Annotated in this window: 12 protein-coding genes, 11 tRNA genes and 2 rRNA genes (1 of these 25 cut by a window edge); 23 read left to right on the top strand and 2 right to left on the bottom strand. The window is 50.3% G+C overall.

Annotated elements, in window-relative coordinates; translation table 11 throughout:
• The 21 genes from MKX98_RS08300 to yajC all read left to right on the top strand — a co-directional run.
• A 23S ribosomal RNA gene (locus MKX98_RS08300) occupies positions 1-1,801 on the top strand (it extends 1,128 nt beyond the left edge of the window).
• A 212-nt stretch (positions 1,802-2,013) separates the two neighbouring features.
• Positions 2,014-2,130 (top strand): 5S ribosomal RNA (rrf, locus tag MKX98_RS08305).
• Positions 2,131-2,140: 10 nt separating this feature from the next.
• Positions 2,141-2,216, top strand: a tRNA-Asn gene (locus MKX98_RS08310).
• A gap of 5 nt (positions 2,217-2,221) precedes the next feature.
• Positions 2,222-2,313 (top strand) — tRNA-Ser (locus MKX98_RS08315).
• A 17-nt stretch (positions 2,314-2,330) separates the two neighbouring features.
• Positions 2,331-2,405 (top strand) — tRNA-Glu (locus tag MKX98_RS08320).
• Between the two features lie 136 nt (positions 2,406-2,541).
• Positions 2,542-2,617: transfer RNA gene (locus MKX98_RS08325), tRNA-Val, on the top strand.
• 88 nt (positions 2,618-2,705) lie between these two features.
• Positions 2,706-2,782: transfer RNA gene (locus MKX98_RS08330), tRNA-Met, on the top strand.
• A 30-nt stretch (positions 2,783-2,812) separates the two neighbouring features.
• Positions 2,813-2,889, top strand: a tRNA-Asp gene (locus MKX98_RS08335).
• Between the two features lie 128 nt (positions 2,890-3,017).
• Positions 3,018-3,093 (top strand) — tRNA-Lys (locus tag MKX98_RS08340).
• Between the two features lie 40 nt (positions 3,094-3,133).
• Positions 3,134-3,208: transfer RNA gene (locus tag MKX98_RS08345), tRNA-Gly, on the top strand.
• Positions 3,209-3,212: 4 nt separating this feature from the next.
• Positions 3,213-3,289: transfer RNA gene (locus tag MKX98_RS08350), tRNA-Arg, on the top strand.
• Positions 3,290-3,330: 41 nt separating this feature from the next.
• Positions 3,331-3,410, top strand: a tRNA-Leu gene (locus MKX98_RS08355).
• An 8-nt stretch (positions 3,411-3,418) separates the two neighbouring features.
• Positions 3,419-3,492, top strand: a tRNA-Pro gene (locus MKX98_RS08360).
• A 146-nt stretch (positions 3,493-3,638) separates the two neighbouring features.
• On the top strand, positions 3,639-4,352 hold the full coding sequence (locus MKX98_RS08365; protein ID WP_071222745.1) for a BofC C-terminal domain-containing protein: 714 nt from the start codon (positions 3,639-3,641) through the stop codon (positions 4,350-4,352).
• Positions 4,353-4,564: 212 nt separating this feature from the next.
• Positions 4,565-5,068, top strand: a complete 504-nt coding sequence (gene ruvC / locus MKX98_RS08370; RefSeq protein WP_071222746.1) for a crossover junction endodeoxyribonuclease RuvC — start codon at positions 4,565-4,567, stop codon at positions 5,066-5,068.
• Positions 5,065-5,682: a Holliday junction branch migration protein RuvA gene (ruvA, locus tag MKX98_RS08375; protein ID WP_127594677.1), complete on the top strand. Its 618-nt coding sequence runs from the start codon at positions 5,065-5,067 to the stop codon at positions 5,680-5,682. The genes ruvC and ruvA overlap by 4 nt, the downstream gene beginning before the upstream one ends.
• 29 nt (positions 5,683-5,711) lie before the next feature.
• Positions 5,712-6,719 carry a Holliday junction branch migration DNA helicase RuvB gene (ruvB, locus tag MKX98_RS08380; RefSeq protein WP_071222748.1) on the top strand — a complete coding sequence of 336 codons (1,008 nt, stop codon included), beginning with the start codon at positions 5,712-5,714 and terminating at the stop codon, positions 6,717-6,719.
• A 57-nt stretch (positions 6,720-6,776) separates the two neighbouring features.
• Entirely contained in the window at positions 6,777-8,867 is a 2,091-nt protein-coding gene (locus tag MKX98_RS08385; RefSeq protein ID WP_339222547.1) for a SpoIID/LytB domain-containing protein, read from the top strand.
• A 5-nt stretch (positions 8,868-8,872) separates the two neighbouring features.
• Positions 8,873-9,904, top strand: a complete 1,032-nt coding sequence (queA, locus tag MKX98_RS08390; protein WP_071222750.1) for a tRNA preQ1(34) S-adenosylmethionine ribosyltransferase-isomerase QueA — start codon at positions 8,873-8,875, stop codon at positions 9,902-9,904.
• A gap of 20 nt (positions 9,905-9,924) precedes the next feature.
• Positions 9,925-11,064 carry a tRNA guanosine(34) transglycosylase Tgt gene (gene tgt / locus MKX98_RS08395; RefSeq protein ID WP_339222549.1) on the top strand — a complete coding sequence of 380 codons (1,140 nt, stop codon included), beginning with the start codon at positions 9,925-9,927 and terminating at the stop codon, positions 11,062-11,064.
• 47 nt (positions 11,065-11,111) lie between these two features.
• Positions 11,112-11,426 carry a preprotein translocase subunit YajC gene (yajC, locus tag MKX98_RS08400; protein WP_071222752.1) on the top strand — a complete coding sequence of 105 codons (315 nt, stop codon included), beginning with the start codon at positions 11,112-11,114 and terminating at the stop codon, positions 11,424-11,426.
• 136 nt (positions 11,427-11,562) lie between these two features.
• On the opposite strand, the gene MKX98_RS08405 is transcribed toward yajC, so the two are convergent.
• Complete coding sequence (locus MKX98_RS08405) at positions 11,563-11,952, bottom strand: TIGR04086 family membrane protein (protein WP_220686138.1); 390 nt, start codon at positions 11,950-11,952, stop codon at positions 11,563-11,565.
• Between the two features lie 192 nt (positions 11,953-12,144).
• Between MKX98_RS08405 and MKX98_RS08410 the strand changes: the two genes are divergently transcribed.
• Entirely contained in the window at positions 12,145-12,927 is a 783-nt protein-coding gene (locus tag MKX98_RS08410) for a DUF421 domain-containing protein (protein ID WP_220686137.1), read from the top strand.
• Here MKX98_RS08410 and spoVB read toward each other — a convergent pair.
• Complete coding sequence (spoVB, locus tag MKX98_RS08415; protein WP_339222552.1) at positions 12,924-14,525, bottom strand: stage V sporulation protein B; 1,602 nt, start codon at positions 14,523-14,525, stop codon at positions 12,924-12,926. The two genes, MKX98_RS08410 and spoVB, sit on opposite strands and share 4 nt — an antisense overlap.
• A 188-nt stretch (positions 14,526-14,713) precedes the next feature.
• Here spoVB and MKX98_RS08420 point away from each other — a divergent pair, with 188 nt between their 5' ends.
• Entirely contained in the window at positions 14,714-14,971 is a 258-nt protein-coding gene (locus tag MKX98_RS08420; protein ID WP_006208841.1) for a post-transcriptional regulator, read from the top strand.
• The last annotated feature ends 26 nt before the right edge of the window (positions 14,972-14,997 follow it).

Raw genomic sequence — 14,997 nt, forward strand, 5'->3', positions numbered from 1 at the left:
ATTTAAAGAGTGCGTAATAGCTCACTGGTCGAGTGACTCTGCGCCGAAAATGTAACGGGGCTAAACACACCACCGAAGCTATGGCTTGATGCGTATGCATCAGGGGTAGGGGAGCGTTGTGTATGCGTTGAAGGTGTACCGTAAGGAGCGCTGGAGAGTACACAAGTGAGAATGCCGGTATGAGTAACGAAAAGATCAGTGAGAATCTGATCCGCCGAAAGCCCAAGGTTTCCTGAGGAAGGCTCGTCCGCTCAGGGTAAGTCGGGACCTAAGGTGAGGCCGAAAGGCGTAATCGAAGGACAACAGGTTGAAATTCCTGTACCACCGTAAACCGTTATGAACGATGGGGTGACGCAGGAGGGTAGTGACGCGGACTGATGGATGTCCGTCCAAGCAGTGAGGCTGATGTGTAGGCAAATCCGCACATCGATAAGGCTGGGCTGTGATGGGGAGTGAAAATTATAGTAGCGAAGGTCATGATCTCACACTGCCAAGAAAAGCCTCTAGTCAGGTGAAGGTGCCCGTACCGCAAACCGACACAGGTAGGCGAGAAGAGAATTCTAAGGCGCGCGGAAGAACTCTCGTTAAGGAACTCGGCAAAATGACCCCGTAACTTCGGGAGAAGGGGTGCCTCGGTAGGGTGAATAGCCCGAGGGGGCCGCAGTGAAAAGGCCCAAGCGACTGTTTAGCAAAAACACAGGTCTGTGCGAAGCCGTAAGGCGAAGTATACGGGCTGACGCCTGCCCGGTGCTGGAAGGTTAAGGGGAGCGGTTAGGAGCAATCCGAAGCTGTGAACCGAAGCCCCAGTAAACGGCGGCCGTAACTATAACGGTCCTAAGGTAGCGAAATTCCTTGTCAGGTAAATTCTGACCCGCACGAATGGCGTAACGACTTGGGCGCTGTCTCAACGAGAGATCCGGTGAAATTTTAATACCTGTGAAGATGCAGGTTACCCGCGACAAGACGGAAAGACCCCATGGAGCTTTACTGCAGCTTGATATTGGATTTGGGTACGATCTGTACAGGATAGGTGGGAGCCTAAGAAGCATGAGCGCCAGCTTGTGTGGAGGCGACGTTGGGATACCACCCTGATCGTATCTAGGTTCTAACCTGGTACCGTGATCCGGTACGGGGACAGTGTCAGGCGGGCAGTTTGACTGGGGCGGTCGCCTCCTAAAGAGTAACGGAGGCGCCCCAAGGTTCCCTCAGAATGGTTGGAAATCATTCGAAGAGTGCAAAGGCATAAGGGAGCTTGACTGCGAGACCTACAAGTCGAGCAGGGACGAAAGTCGGGCTTAGTGATCCGGTGGTACCGCATGGAAGGGCCATCGCTCAACGGATAAAAGCTACCCTGGGGATAACAGGCTTATCTCCCCCAAGAGTCCACATCGACGGGGAGGTTTGGCACCTCGATGTCGGCTCATCGCATCCTGGGGCTGAAGTAGGTCCCAAGGGTTGGGCTGTTCGCCCATTAAAGCGGTACGCGAGCTGGGTTCAGAACGTCGTGAGACAGTTCGGTCCCTATCTGTCGTGGGCGTAGGAAATTTGAGAGGAGCTGTCCTTAGTACGAGAGGACCGGGATGGACGTACCGCTGGTGCACCAGTTGTTCCGCCAGGAGCATGGCTGGGTAGCTACGTACGGACGGGATAAGCGCTGAAAGCATCTAAGCGTGAAGCCCCCCTCAAGATGAGATTTCCCAACTAGTAAGACCCCTTGAAGACGACGAGGTAGATAGGTTGGAGGTGGAAGTGCAGCAATGCATGGAGCTGACCAATACTAATCGGTCGAGGGCTTATCCAAATGACCCCAAAAAGTGAAGCGAAGCTTTGGAGCAACGCCGAATACTTTCCGGGGACCCCGATACCACATCGGGTAATGCTACGGATTCTAATCAACGCAAATTTCGTTTCGTATCTAGTTTTCAGGTGATCAAAACTGAATTGTAAGTGTACAAGCTATACTTGCAAGGAGGATGATCACGGCATTTGGCGATGCCGGATCCTGAATATACGTTTGGTGGCGATAGCGGAAGGGTTCCACGCGTACCCATACCGAACACGACCGTTAAGCCTTCCAGCGCCGATGGTACTTGGACCGAAGGGTCCCGGGAGAGTAGGACGTCGCCAAGCGGATACATATTCCCTGATAGCTCAGTTGGTAGAGCACTCGACTGTTAATCGAGTTGTCACAGGTTCGAGTCCTGTTCGGGGAGCCACTTATGGAGAGGTGTCCGAGTTGGCCGAAGGAGCACGATTGGAAATCGTGTAGGCGCCAAAAGCGTCTCGAGGGTTCGAATCCCTCTCTCTCCGCCAGCAAGGACTTCATATATGGCCCGTTGGTCAAGGGGTTAAGACACCTCCCTTTCACGGAGGTAACAGGGGTTCGAATCCCCTACGGGTCACCACTTTCTTAATTGCATCAGGGGATGAGAATCCCGTCGGTTCGTCGGAGGATATCTTCGTAAGCATTGACTTCGCAGTCTCGAACGAAGTGAGAGTATCCCCTACGGGTCACCACTTTCTTTTAAGATCAATCCAGACGGAGGCTTAGCTCAGCTGGGAGAGCATCTGCCTTACAAGCAGAGGGTCGGGGGTTCGATCCCCTCAGCCTCCACCATGATTTATCCTCAAAAAGTGAAGCACATGCTTCGTAGGTGATTCCGATTACTTTTCGGGGACCCCATACAAGCAACCCTTTATAATGACGCGGGGTGGAGCAGTTCGGTAGCTCGTCGGGCTCATAACCCGAAGGTCGTAGGTTCAAATCCTGCCCCCGCAACCAATTTATATCGCGATAGCGATAATGCCTCTTGGAACTGTGGTGTAGAGGCCTAACATGCCTGCCTGTCACGCAGGAGATCGCGGGTTCGAATCCCGTCAGTTCCGCCATTCTTATAAGCTTCAGGGATGAGAATCCATCATGGGTTCGTCGAAGCAGCATCTTCGTTAGTATAGACTTCGCAGTCTCGAACGAAGAGAGAGTATCCCGTAGTTCCGCCATTTACTCTTAGTAATAAGAGCCATTAGCTCAGTTGGTAGAGCACCTGACTTTTAATCAGGGTGTCGAAGGTTCGAGTCCTTCATGGCTCACCATCTTTACCAAGAGAGCATAAGACGGAATACATATTACATTGCGGACGTGGCTCAGCGGTAGAGCATCGCCTTGCCAAGGCGAGGGTCGCGGGTTCGATTCCCGTCGTCCGCTCCATTTTGCGCCCTTAGCTCAGCTGGATAGAGCGTTTGACTACGAATCAAAAGGTCGGGAGTTCGAATCTCTCAGGGCGTGCCATTTTTTAAACAATTACTTAACTCATTATGAAATTACATTGTGCCGGTGTGGCGGAATTGGCAGACGCGCGCGACTCAAAATCGTGAGGGAAACCGTGGGGGTTCGAGTCCCTTCACCGGCATTAAATAACGGGATGTAGCTCAGCTTGGTAGAGCACCTGGTTTGGGACCAGGGGGTCGCATGTTCAAATCGTGTCATCCCGATTCGATCGAAAGACTGCTTTCAGTGTAACTGAAGGCGGTCTTTCTTTGTTTTGGATTGAAAATGAGGCTGATGGCAAAAGCGGAACTGAATAATTTGGCAGCTTCCCGGTCACAATATGAAAAACATTGAATAGAAGGGGATAACCTTGAGTGTTTTTCATTTCTTTAAGAAGCTGTTCAGAAAACGCTGGAGACGCTGGAGACGCGCGATTTGGTCCTGTGCGATCCTATTGATCGCAGGTATCATGATATGGTCCGGCCAGAATATAAAGGATCAGATGAATAAGCTGCTCACTGCTGCATCCGACGATACGCCACTGGCCGTAGAAACGATGCATTACTTGCAGATTGAGGATGATAAGTTGGAAGAACGCCGGCAGGATCAGAGGGAATTCATGCAAAAGCTGAATACCTCGAAGGGAAAGAAGCATGTTCATGTTCGGATCACCTATGTATGTGGCATCGAAGAACAGGATATGGGAAAGCTTACGGCGGATGGTATTTATGAACTGATGAATAAAAATCCTTTATGGCAGGGACGATTGGATAACAAGGGTGAAGTCTGGCTGGAGCAAACCGTATCCGACCTTTCACCCACCTGTAAGAGGCAAGCCTATATGAGCATTGATTCCAACGGAAACTTAACCTTGTTTGATGGACCACCGGAGGAAGAGAAAGTGATGCGGACCTTCTTTCAGCTGGATGTCGGTTCGATGGAGTCGTCTTTGCCTAGAGATGTGATCCAGCAGCTTGAGGAAGGTATTCGAATTCAAGATATGGAAGAGTATAACAGTGTTCTGTCAACCTTTAGCGACTATGCCCGGGATATGGCTGAAAATGTCATGAACCCGACCCCATAGAACCTCCCAGCCTTGTCGCTTGGTGACCGAAAATGCTGCTGCCCGGAAATTTCCCGGGCAGTTTTTTGCGTTGCACAGGTATGTTAGCGGTCTCAATACAGAGGATACGTAACCGGTGCTTAAAGGATCAAAGTTTTTCCTCAACAGTGGTCGATCTTTTGTTATAATGAGAGAACGATACATATGTTCGCTTCATCAGAGGAGAGATTGGTTTGCGCATTTTAGGGATCGACCCCGGGATTGCGATTGTAGGTTTCGGGTTTGTAGATAAGGTTGGAAGTAAAGTCACGCCGGTACAGTATGGCTGTATCCAGACGGAAGCCCATACTCCGGATGAAGAGAGGCTGCACCACGTGTACGAGGGCATGGGGCAGCTTATTGATAAATATGAGCCTGAGGCCGTTGCTTTCGAGAAGTTATTTTTTAACCGGAATGTAACCACGGCGATGTCTGTATCACAGGCCAGAGGAGTGCTCATCCTGGCTGCGGTCCAGCGCGGGCTCCCGATTGCAGAATATACGCCGATGCAGGTGAAGCAGGCCATTGTCGGTTATGGAAAGGCCGAGAAAAAACAGGTGCAGGAGATGGTCAGGATGTTCCTGAAGCTGCAGAGCATTCCCAAACCTGATGATGTGGCGGATGCACTGGCTGTAGCGATCTGCCACGCTCATTCCTATACACTGAATTCCAAGTTAAATGAGGTATTGCGAAAATGATCGATTTTTTACGGGGACAGGTTGTCCATTTAGAGAGTGAATATATTGTATTGGATGTTCAAGGGGTAGGGTATCGGGTGTTCTGCCCGAATCCATATGCTTTTGCCAAAACCGAAGGAACTATTACGGTGTTTACCCATCATCATGTCCGTGAGGATGCCATCCTGCTGTTTGGATTTCCGACGCGGGAGGAACAGAAGCTGTTCCGTAAACTGATCGAAGTCTCGGGAATCGGCCCGCGTGTGGCGCTCGGCATATTGGGCGGGGGATCTCCGGACCATGTGGTTTCCGCGATCTACCAAGAGAATGTATCCTTCTTGATCAAGCTTCCGGGAATCGGTAAGAAAACAGCGCAGCGCATGATTCTGGATCTGAAGGACAAGCTCGAGGGATTCGGAAATGCGAGCATGATGACCGGTCTGTTTGCCATTCAGGAGCCTGAACCGGAAGCTGACGGCTCGGCGTGGTCTGAGGCACGTGAAGGACTGAAGGCTCTTGGTTATACGGATAGCGAGCTGGATAAGGTCTGGCTTAAGATTAAGGATTCTGCCGCAAGCGGTGAATCCGTTGACGTGCTGATGAAACGGGCACTGCAGCAGCTATACGCCGGCTAGAGGATCGCTGCAGGAGAGGAGTTTAATAGATGGATGATCGAATTATTTCCGCCAATCTGATGATGGACGAGCAGGCTGTCGAGCTTAGTCTTCGTCCACGTTATTTGGCTGAATATATAGGACAGAATCAAGTTAAGGAAAATCTCAAGGTATATATCGAAGCGGCAAAAATGCGTAACGAAGCGCTTGACCATGTGTTGTTGTACGGACCTCCAGGACTCGGAAAAACGACGCTGGCGAATATTATCGCCAACGAGCTTGGCGTTAATCTCCGTACGACTTCCGGTCCGGCCATTGAGCGTCCGGGAGATCTGGCTGCGCTTCTCACCAATCTGCAGGAAGGAGACGTCCTGTTTATTGACGAGATCCATCGCCTGCACCGGACGGTAGAGGAAGTGATGTATCCGGCGATGGAGGATTTTGCGCTGGATATTATGATCGGCAAAGGGCCAAGCGCACGCTCGGTTCGTCTAGATCTGCCACCGTTCACCTTAATTGGCGCCACCACCCGGGCTGGATTGCTCTCAGCGCCGCTAAGGGACCGATTTGGCGTGGTAAGCCGTCTGGAATTCTATACGGTCGACGAGTTGAGTTACATTGTGTCGCGCAATGCCGATCTTTTGGGGATCGAGATATTAGGAGAGGCAGCAGAAGAGATTGCCCTGAGATCGCGCGGGACGCCACGCATAGCCAACCGACTCTTGAAAAGGGTGCGTGATTACGCCCAGGTTCGAGGAGATGGCATGATCACGCCTAGCATCGCTCAGGAAGCGTTGAAGATGCTGCAGATCGACCCGATGGGTCTGGACTTTATCGATCATAAAATGCTGAATGCCATGATCAAAAGCTTCCGCGGGGGACCAGTAGGTCTCGATACCATTGCGGCAACCATTGGAGAAGAAAGCCAAACCATTGAAGATGTTTATGAACCGTATCTCCTACAGATCGGTTTCTTGCAGCGTACACCCCGGGGACGAGTTGTAACGCCCACAGCTTATCAACATTTAGGTATTCCCTTCCCTGAGGATCGTCGTTAGATTATAGAATCATTACATTCATACCAAATCCTAATAGCTACAGGAGGAAATACGTAAATGGATAGGAACTGGACGAAATCATTATTCGGTTGGACCACCAAAGGACTCTTGTCATTGGCTGTTGCCGGAACCTTATGGAGCGCGCCTGCGGTACATGCGGCCGCTCCTTCAATAGATACGATTCGTGTTGCGATGTTCCTGGATCTGGGAAGCCAGTATAAATCAATAACCAATGCCGTAACACTGAAATCCGCTGAGGCTCTGACGGCATCGCTGCTTGCATCCAGTGCACAGCAGGCTTTGATAAACATCCCAGCAAACCAGCAGGTCCGAATGAGTGTGGATACATACCGCGTCAAGGTGCTTGAGACCACGGATTGGAAAACGGCTTCGGAAGCAGCAAAAAAACTGCAAGCGACGAATGACAAACCGTTGCTGTTTGCGGACGGCAATGTTTACAAACTATATGCAGGTATGTACGAAACAGAGAAAGCGGCCTTGGACGGGGCTGCGCGAACGGCAAAGACGGCGGCTGCTCATCTGAATGGTCAAACGCCTTCGGTTAAAGGCGGGCTGCATCTGTCAGCAGGATCGTACGGATCGGAGGCTGAAGCCGAGTCTGTGCGTAAGACGTATGTGGATGCCGGCATGGATGCGTTTAATGTTGTGGTGCCCAGCGGAGGTGCATCCGCTTATGAGGTGTGGGTCGGCGAGGCAGCCAACACAGCCGATCTGGCTGCAGTCAAACAGGAAGCTTCTAAACTATCCGGCTCCCTCGTTGAACAGAATGCATCCGCTGCAGGTCTGATTATGAGACGAGATGTAAGTCTCAACCTGGCGACTCCTCAAGAGACACAGCATTATATGTTGTCGGGTGGTCAGTCCGTATTGCGGCTAGAAGGGACTTCAGGCGCCGGGACGAATGTGAAGGAACGATCGGATCGTTCGTATCGAGGCGTTTTGGAGATCGGACAAAAGAACGGTCAATTGTATCTTGTCAATGAGCTCCCGTTCCAGCAGTACCTGTATTCCGTCGTTGGAGCCGAGGTGCCGTCTACCTGGGGGACTGAAGCACTGAAAGCACAGGCTGTGGCAGCCCGCAGCTATGCGCTCTTCCAAGGTAATAAGTTCGAAGTAGCTCATGTCGTGGACACAACGTTAAGCCAGGCTTATTACGGGACCGCCTATGAGTATCCGAGCATTATTCAAGCAGTGGATGCAACCGACGGCGAAGTTGTCATGAAGGACGGTAAAATTGTGGAAACGGTCTTTTCATCCAATAGCGGAGGAATGACGGCAGATTCCACCGAGGTGTGGGGTAACCGTAACGATCTGTTTGCCGCGGTGGAAAGCCCTGGAGACTCCTCGTCCCAGGCAGCGCTTAAATCTTGGTATCATGTACTTCTTCCGAGTGGCGTTACAGGTTATGTACGTGAGGACAATGTGAAGGAAACCGGAAACAAAACATCGGCAGGACTCCTGTATATGACGGTTACCGCCAAGGATACGAACGTGCGTCCACTCCCATTGATCCAATCGAACGTTGAGCCTGTAGGCAAGATGAATCCGGGCGAAACGGCTGTCGTCCTAGAGAAAGTGGCGGAATCCAACAGCTATGACTGGGTTCGCGGTCCCTATACTTCGGATCAATTGCTTGCCTCTCTAAAAGGAAAAACCTCCAATAGCCTGCCTGCTTCCATTACTTCGCTGGATGTAACGGAGCGAGGCCCGTCTGGACGTGCCCTTGCGGTTAAAGCCAACGGTCAAGTGCTGGACGTGAAATATCCCGATATGTTCCGCTCGGCTTTTAACGGTTTGCCAAGCACATTGTTTGATATTGAATCAACCGGAAGTTATACTGTATTGAGCGCGAATGGTGCGGTATCAACGGTTTCAAGCGGCCAATCGGTGTCCGTCATCTCAGGGAGCGGCAACGGAAATGTCAAAGGTTCCGGCACCGTAGTGATGAATGGAACGGGGAAAGCGCGCGTGATTGAAAGCTCTCCCGGCTTTAAATTTACCGGCAAAGGCTTTGGTCATGGCCTGGGCATGTCTCAATGGGGTGCCAAGGGAATGGCAGACGAAGGGTATGATTACAAGCAGATACTCCAACACTATTACCGCAACACGACTATTACGAAGGACTGACCGACATGAATGTGGATTTGTATGATTTTGAATTACCCGAACATTTAATTGCGCAGACACCGCTGCTGGATCGAAGTTCCTCCAGGCTCCTCACGCTGGATAAACAGAGCGGAGATATACGCCATCAAACGTTTGCGGACATCATAGACTACCTGAATCCGGGAGATACGCTTGTATTAAACGATACCAAGGTAATCCCGGCCCGATTATTCGGTGCAAAGGAAGACACCGGTGCGAAGGCAGAGGTCCTTCTGCTGAAGAATATGGGGCAAGACCGGTGGGAAGCACTTGTAAAACCTGGCAAGAAGCTGAAAAAGGGAAACGTCATCTCCTTTGGCGACGGAAAATTAAAAGCGGTCATCGAGGAAGAAGGAGAGATGGGTGCCCGCACCTTATCCTTCTCGTATAAGGGGATTTTCCAAGAAATCCTCGATGAACTGGGGCAAATGCCGCTCCCGCCATATATTAAGGAAAAGCTGGATGACCGCGATCGTTATCAGACCGTATATGCGAAGCATGAGGGATCCGCAGCTGCACCGACGGCTGGCCTGCACTTCACGGAGGCTCTCCTGGAACAGATCCAGGCCAAGGGAGTGGACATCGCCTTCATCACCCTGCATGTCGGACTGGGGACATTTCGTCCGATGTCCGTGGATCAGGTTGAGGATCATGTCATGCATGAAGAGTACTATTCCCTCTCCCAGGAAACCGCTGAGCTGCTGAATGAGACGAAGCGGCGCGGCGGCCGGGTTATCGCTGTAGGAACCACTTCCTGCAGAACGCTGGAGACGGTTGGATCGGAGCGAAACGGCGAGCCTCTGCGAGAAAGCAGCGGCTGGACGAGCATTTTCATATATCCCGGTTATGCTTTTACCGTCGTGGATGCGCTGATCACGAATTTTCATCTGCCGAAATCCACGCTGGTTATGCTGGTTAGTGCGCTGGCCGGTCGCGAACACATTATGAAAGCGTACAAGGAGGCTGTTGAGAAGGAATACCGGTTCTTCAGCTTTGGCGACGCGATGTTTATCTATTAATTCGGAGGTTGGTTATCACCATGGCAGCAGCTGTTACTTATGAACATATTAAAACGTGCAAACAATCAGGTGCCAGGCTCGGCAGAGTGCACACCCCGCACGGCGTGATCGATACGCCGACATTCATGCCTGTCGGAACATTGGCAACCGTAAAAACCATGAGCCCGGAAGAGTTAAAAGCCATGGATGCCCATATTATTTTGAGCAACACCTATCACCTCTTCCTGCGTCCTGGACATGATATTGTGAAAGAAGCGGGCGGACTGCACAAATTCATGAACTGGGACCGTCCGATCCTGACCGATAGCGGCGGCTTCCAGGTATTCAGCTTGGCAGAAATGAGAAAAATATCGGAAGAAGGCGTACATTTCCGTTCCCACTTGAACGGAGATAAACTGTTTATCTCCCCGGAAGTTGTGATGGAGATTCAGAACGCGCTCGGATCTGATATTATGATGGCTTTTGATGAATGCCCGCCTTATCCTGCAGAGTATGAGTACGTTAAACAATCCACCGAGCGGACCTCTCGCTGGGCTGAACGCTGCCTGAAGAGTCATGCCAGACCGGAAGACCAAGCCCTATTCGCCATCGTTCAGGGAGGCATGCATGAGGATCTGCGCCGTCAGAGCGCCCGTGATTTGACTTCCATGGATTTCCCGGGTTATGCTATTGGTGGACTTAGTGTGGGAGAATCGAAGCAGCTTATGTATGAAGTGCTGGATTACACGGTGCCCCTGCTGCCGAACAATAAGCCTCGCTATTTGATGGGAGTCGGATCACCCGATGCGTTGATTGAGGGCTCGATTCGTGGTGTGGATATGTTCGATTGCGTGCTTCCGACGCGGATCGCTCGCAACGGGACAACGATGACAAGTCAAGGCCGTCTTGTCGTTCGAAATGCTCAATATGCCAGGGATTACGGACCGCTGGATCCGGAATGCGACTGCTACACTTGCCGTAACTACTCGCGTGCTTATCTGCGCCACCTGATCAAGAGTGATGAAACGTTTGGACTAAGATTGACGACGTATCATAACCTGCATTTCTTGATTAATTTGATGCGTAATGTGCGTCAGAGTATTATGGAAGATCGTCTGCTTGACTTCCGCGATGAGTTTTTTGATAAGTACGGCCTACATGATAATGAAAAAGGGTTCTAAAGCAAGCTCATGGCCATCATGATAAGTTTGTGAAAGGGGGGAAAGAAATGTTTGGAACTTCATTTGATCTCGCAGCAGGACAGACCCAAGGCGGCGGAGGCATTTTGGGATTGATTTTGCCGTTCGTGCTGATGTTTGTCATCTTTTATTTTCTGCTTATTCGTCCACAGCAGAAGAAACAGAAGACCAGAAACGCCATGCTTAGCGCCTTGTCCAAGGGCGACAAAGTGGTAACGATCGGAGGTCTTCACGGCACGATTGTGGAGATTACCGACGACATTGTGGTCTTGAAAGTGAACGATGTAACGAAGTTAACGTTCGACCGCAACTCGATAAGCCATAGTGTGAATGCGGATGCATAATGACGTATCACATACATATGGAATGTAATCGTTAAAACAAAGGCCGACTCCCTCATGGGAGCCGGCCTTTGTTTTATATGAGCGTGAAGAATGGGAAACAGAAGTCCTTAAGTAATGGAGGGCATTTGAGCCAGCGTTACTTTTTCAAATTGACCCCGAACATCCCCCCGATGGCGCCGCCAGCAAATACCGTAGCAATCAGCGTCAAATCTCCGAGAGACAAGGAGCTATCCAAAGCAAGAAAGCCAATGACGAGCAGTGTAACGCCGTATACCAGCCCTGTCAGACAGCCGTAATACCAACCTTTGTTTCCTGCGCGCTTGCCGCTCACACAACCTCCGATAAAGGCGGAGACGGCATGTACAAGAAACGTGTAGAACGATAAATCATCTTCGGCCAGCCCGCTGCCCCATAGAAGCAGGGATAACGCCAACGCGCCAAGAAACATCCAGAAAAAAGAATACAATAGTCCTGAAAGAATCGGATTGGTGATCCTGAAAGTGAAGACTCGCCGGATCGGTTCCATGAATCATCCCCCTTAACAAATCTTGATCATTAAATTGTATGGCCAAGCCTGTACATATAGTACAAACTGAATATTTTGCTGCCGGTTTAACATGATTTCCATTAATTAATCTGTTGTAATCGAATGGGAACAGCAGTAGCAGGCCAGAATAGCTGTACATGAGAATGTCAGGCAAGCTAGGAGGGATTGATTATGTCTCATATGACTATTCTGATTCTGCGGACCATTCTGATGTATGTGGTCATCTTTGTCACCATGAGAATCATGGGCAAACGGGAAATTGGAAAGCTATCCATCTTCGATTTGGTCATATCCATCATGATTGCAGAGATCGCCGTTTTTGTTCTTGAAGATATTAAAAAACCGATATGGGAGGGACTTGCTCCTATCGCCGTTTTGGTTGCCATTCAGGTAGGACTTGCTTATATCGGCTTAAAAAATCGAAATATACGGCTATTTGCTGACGGAAAGCCGAGCGTGTTGGTGTCCCGGGGCAGACTCCATCGCAAAGAGATGGCAAGGCTTCGCTATAATTTGGATGATCTGATGCAGCAGTTGAGAGGCAAAGACATTGACAGCCTCGCGGACGTCGAATTTGCGATACTCGAAACATCCGGCCAGCTTACCGTGATTCCGAAAGATACGGGCAGCAGCTCCGACAGCAGTTCGAATAGCTCTTCAAGTTCATCCAACACCTCAGGCGCCACCAACTCTTCATCCACTTCAAATCAATTCGAAAAAGAAAACCCTACAGTCGTAGATATTCCTTACGATAAAATTACGTATGAAGGACTGCCCATACCGCTTATATTGGATGGAAAGGTGCAGGACGAGAACCTTGAATTAATCCAAAAAACGCGGTTCTGGCTAAAGAACGAGATCCAGAATTTCGGTGCTAAGGATTTTAAGGATATTTTTCTATGCTCCATTGACCATAAAGGCCGGATTTACATTGACCGTAAAGACAGGATCTAACGACGGCTGAATTTATTGAACCAGGTGCCGACGACAGGCACACGTTCCAAATCTCGCGGTGTTACCAGCTTGGTCATAAAGATCATGATGAAATAGACCAGAATACCAGCTGCGATGGAAGCCCAAAATTGCAGCCATGGCGCGGTCGAAAACGGAAGATGTTTGTACCCATAGAGGACACAGGCACCCATAATGATCATAACCGCCCCGATTTTGACATAATCCAGCAGACGGAATCGAAAGCCGATCAGCCTCGATAGGCTGAAACCGTGGAGTAATGTAACGGCAATGCTGTTTACGATAATGGCAATGACGGCTCCTTTTATGCCAAAGGCGGGATTGGATGCCAAATACACAATGAGGCTCATTTTGATGATCGCCCCGAATAACGTATTCAGTAATGCCCGGCCTGGACGGTCCAGTGCTTGCAAGGCAGCTTGAAGCGGGGACTGCACATACAGGAACAAGGCAAACGGCGCCATGATTTTGAGCATATCGCTAATCTCCGCGTTGTTGTACAGGAGCAGGCATAATGGCTCAGCCAGGACAAACATAATGATGGCGAACGGAGCTCCGGAGACAAGCGCTAGCCGAAGGGATTGATTCATACGTTTATGGATCGTAGACCGGTCATTACGGGCGGCTGCTTCCGAGAGTGAAGGCACCAGAGAGATGGCCAGGGAAACCGTCAGTGCACCGGGCAGCAGCAGGAGCGGGATGATCATCCCTTGCAGTGCACCGTACTGGGCTGTGGCTACGGACGTCGCTATACCTGCCATGGCCAGGCTGCGATTAGTCAGAATCGTCTCCAGAAGGTAGGAAAAGGACCCTACCATCTTGCCCCCTGTAACAGGCAATGCAATACCGAGTAAACGTTTCAGAATGCCTTGATTCGACGGGGAGTCTTCTTCTGCTTTTTTTTCCGATACTGCTTCTTGGGGCTTGGGTAAAAGTTTACTCGTTCGTCGTCCCTCGCCGGAGTATTGCAGCAGCAGCGCGATCATGCCAATCAATTCTCCTACGGCTGTTCCGAGCATGGCACCCGCTGCCCCATAAGCAATGCCTTTGGGCATCAAGAGATGTGCAAACCACAGCATGCAAATAATGCGGACAATGGTCTCGATCACGGAAGAGCTTGCGGAGGGAATCATGTTCTGCTTGCCCTGGAAATATCCGCGGTAGACTGACGATACAGCAATGATGATCATCATGGGCGTCATACTGATAAAGGTCTGGTATACACGCTCGTCCGGCAAAAGCACGCCGGTTACCCAAGGGGCAAGGAGCAGACTGAGTCCCATAAAGAGAGTGCCTGCTGTAAGCGTCAGTATTAGACTGACATGCAGAATTTTTTGGGAAGCATCCCGCTTCCCGGCGCCTTCCGCTTCGGCAACCATTTTGGCAATGGCCAGCGGAATTCCGCCGGTAATGATGGTCACGAGCACGATAAAGAAGGGGTAGCCCAGTTGGTAAATTCCGACACCCTCGGGTCCGATGATCCGGGGGAGGGCGATCCGGGGGATAAAACCGAGTAGGCGGTTTAATATGCCGGCTGCAAGTAAAATCAGCGTTCCTTTAATAAATGATTGCTTGTTCACTGTCCATCCCACTCCCTGGTTAAGACTGAATACGATGACACGACATGGCTATTCTTATGGATATGCCCTACCTGTCCCATCTGATGACTTTACTTTTTTTTCAGGACATGGTAGGAATAGAAGGAAAGCAATGTATCATGTCGAATGTAACTTAGGGACAACAGGGAGTCAGTGAGGAGGCCATATGCATGGAACTCGAGCAAATGAGCGAGGAAGAATTGATGAGCACCATTGAAATGGTATGCTTGAGCAAGGTTGAGGAAATGCATTTGATTGGGTACGAGTATGTGACTAGCGACGATATATGGAATTGTGTCAGCAGCAAGTATGAAAAGGAAGGCGTTCCCTCCCTCCATAAACTGGTCAATGACATTCTGTCCTTGAAGGCGACAGCGTTAATGAACTATATGACAATATCAGCATATAAGGGATCTTCTTTCGATTAATCGAAGAGGTCCCTTTTGCCTTGCGG

This window comes from Paenibacillus sp. FSL W7-1332 (assembly GCF_037969785.1).
Lineage (GTDB): Bacteria > Bacillota > Bacilli > Paenibacillales > Paenibacillaceae > Paenibacillus_AQ.

Excerpts from the sequence above, each read along its gene's own strand:
- ruvA (WP_127594677.1), top strand. The coding sequence starts at position 5,065 with ATGATCGATTTTTTACGGGGACAGGTTGTCCATTTAGAGAGTGAATAT.
- ruvB (WP_071222748.1), top strand. The coding sequence starts at position 5,712 with ATGGATGATCGAATTATTTCCGCCAATCTGATGATGGACGAGCAGGCT.
- MKX98_RS08385 (WP_339222547.1), top strand. The coding sequence starts at position 6,777 with ATGGATAGGAACTGGACGAAATCATTATTCGGTTGGACCACCAAAGGA.
- queA (WP_071222750.1), top strand. The coding sequence starts at position 8,873 with ATGAATGTGGATTTGTATGATTTTGAATTACCCGAACATTTAATTGCG.
- tgt (WP_339222549.1), top strand. The coding sequence starts at position 9,925 with ATGGCAGCAGCTGTTACTTATGAACATATTAAAACGTGCAAACAATCA.
- yajC (WP_071222752.1), top strand. The coding sequence starts at position 11,112 with ATGTTTGGAACTTCATTTGATCTCGCAGCAGGACAGACCCAAGGCGGC.
- MKX98_RS08405 (WP_220686138.1), bottom strand. The coding sequence starts at position 11,952 with ATGGAACCGATCCGGCGAGTCTTCACTTTCAGGATCACCAATCCGATT.
- MKX98_RS08410 (WP_220686137.1), top strand. The coding sequence starts at position 12,145 with ATGTCTCATATGACTATTCTGATTCTGCGGACCATTCTGATGTATGTG.
- MKX98_RS08420 (WP_006208841.1), top strand. The coding sequence starts at position 14,714 with ATGGAACTCGAGCAAATGAGCGAGGAAGAATTGATGAGCACCATTGAA.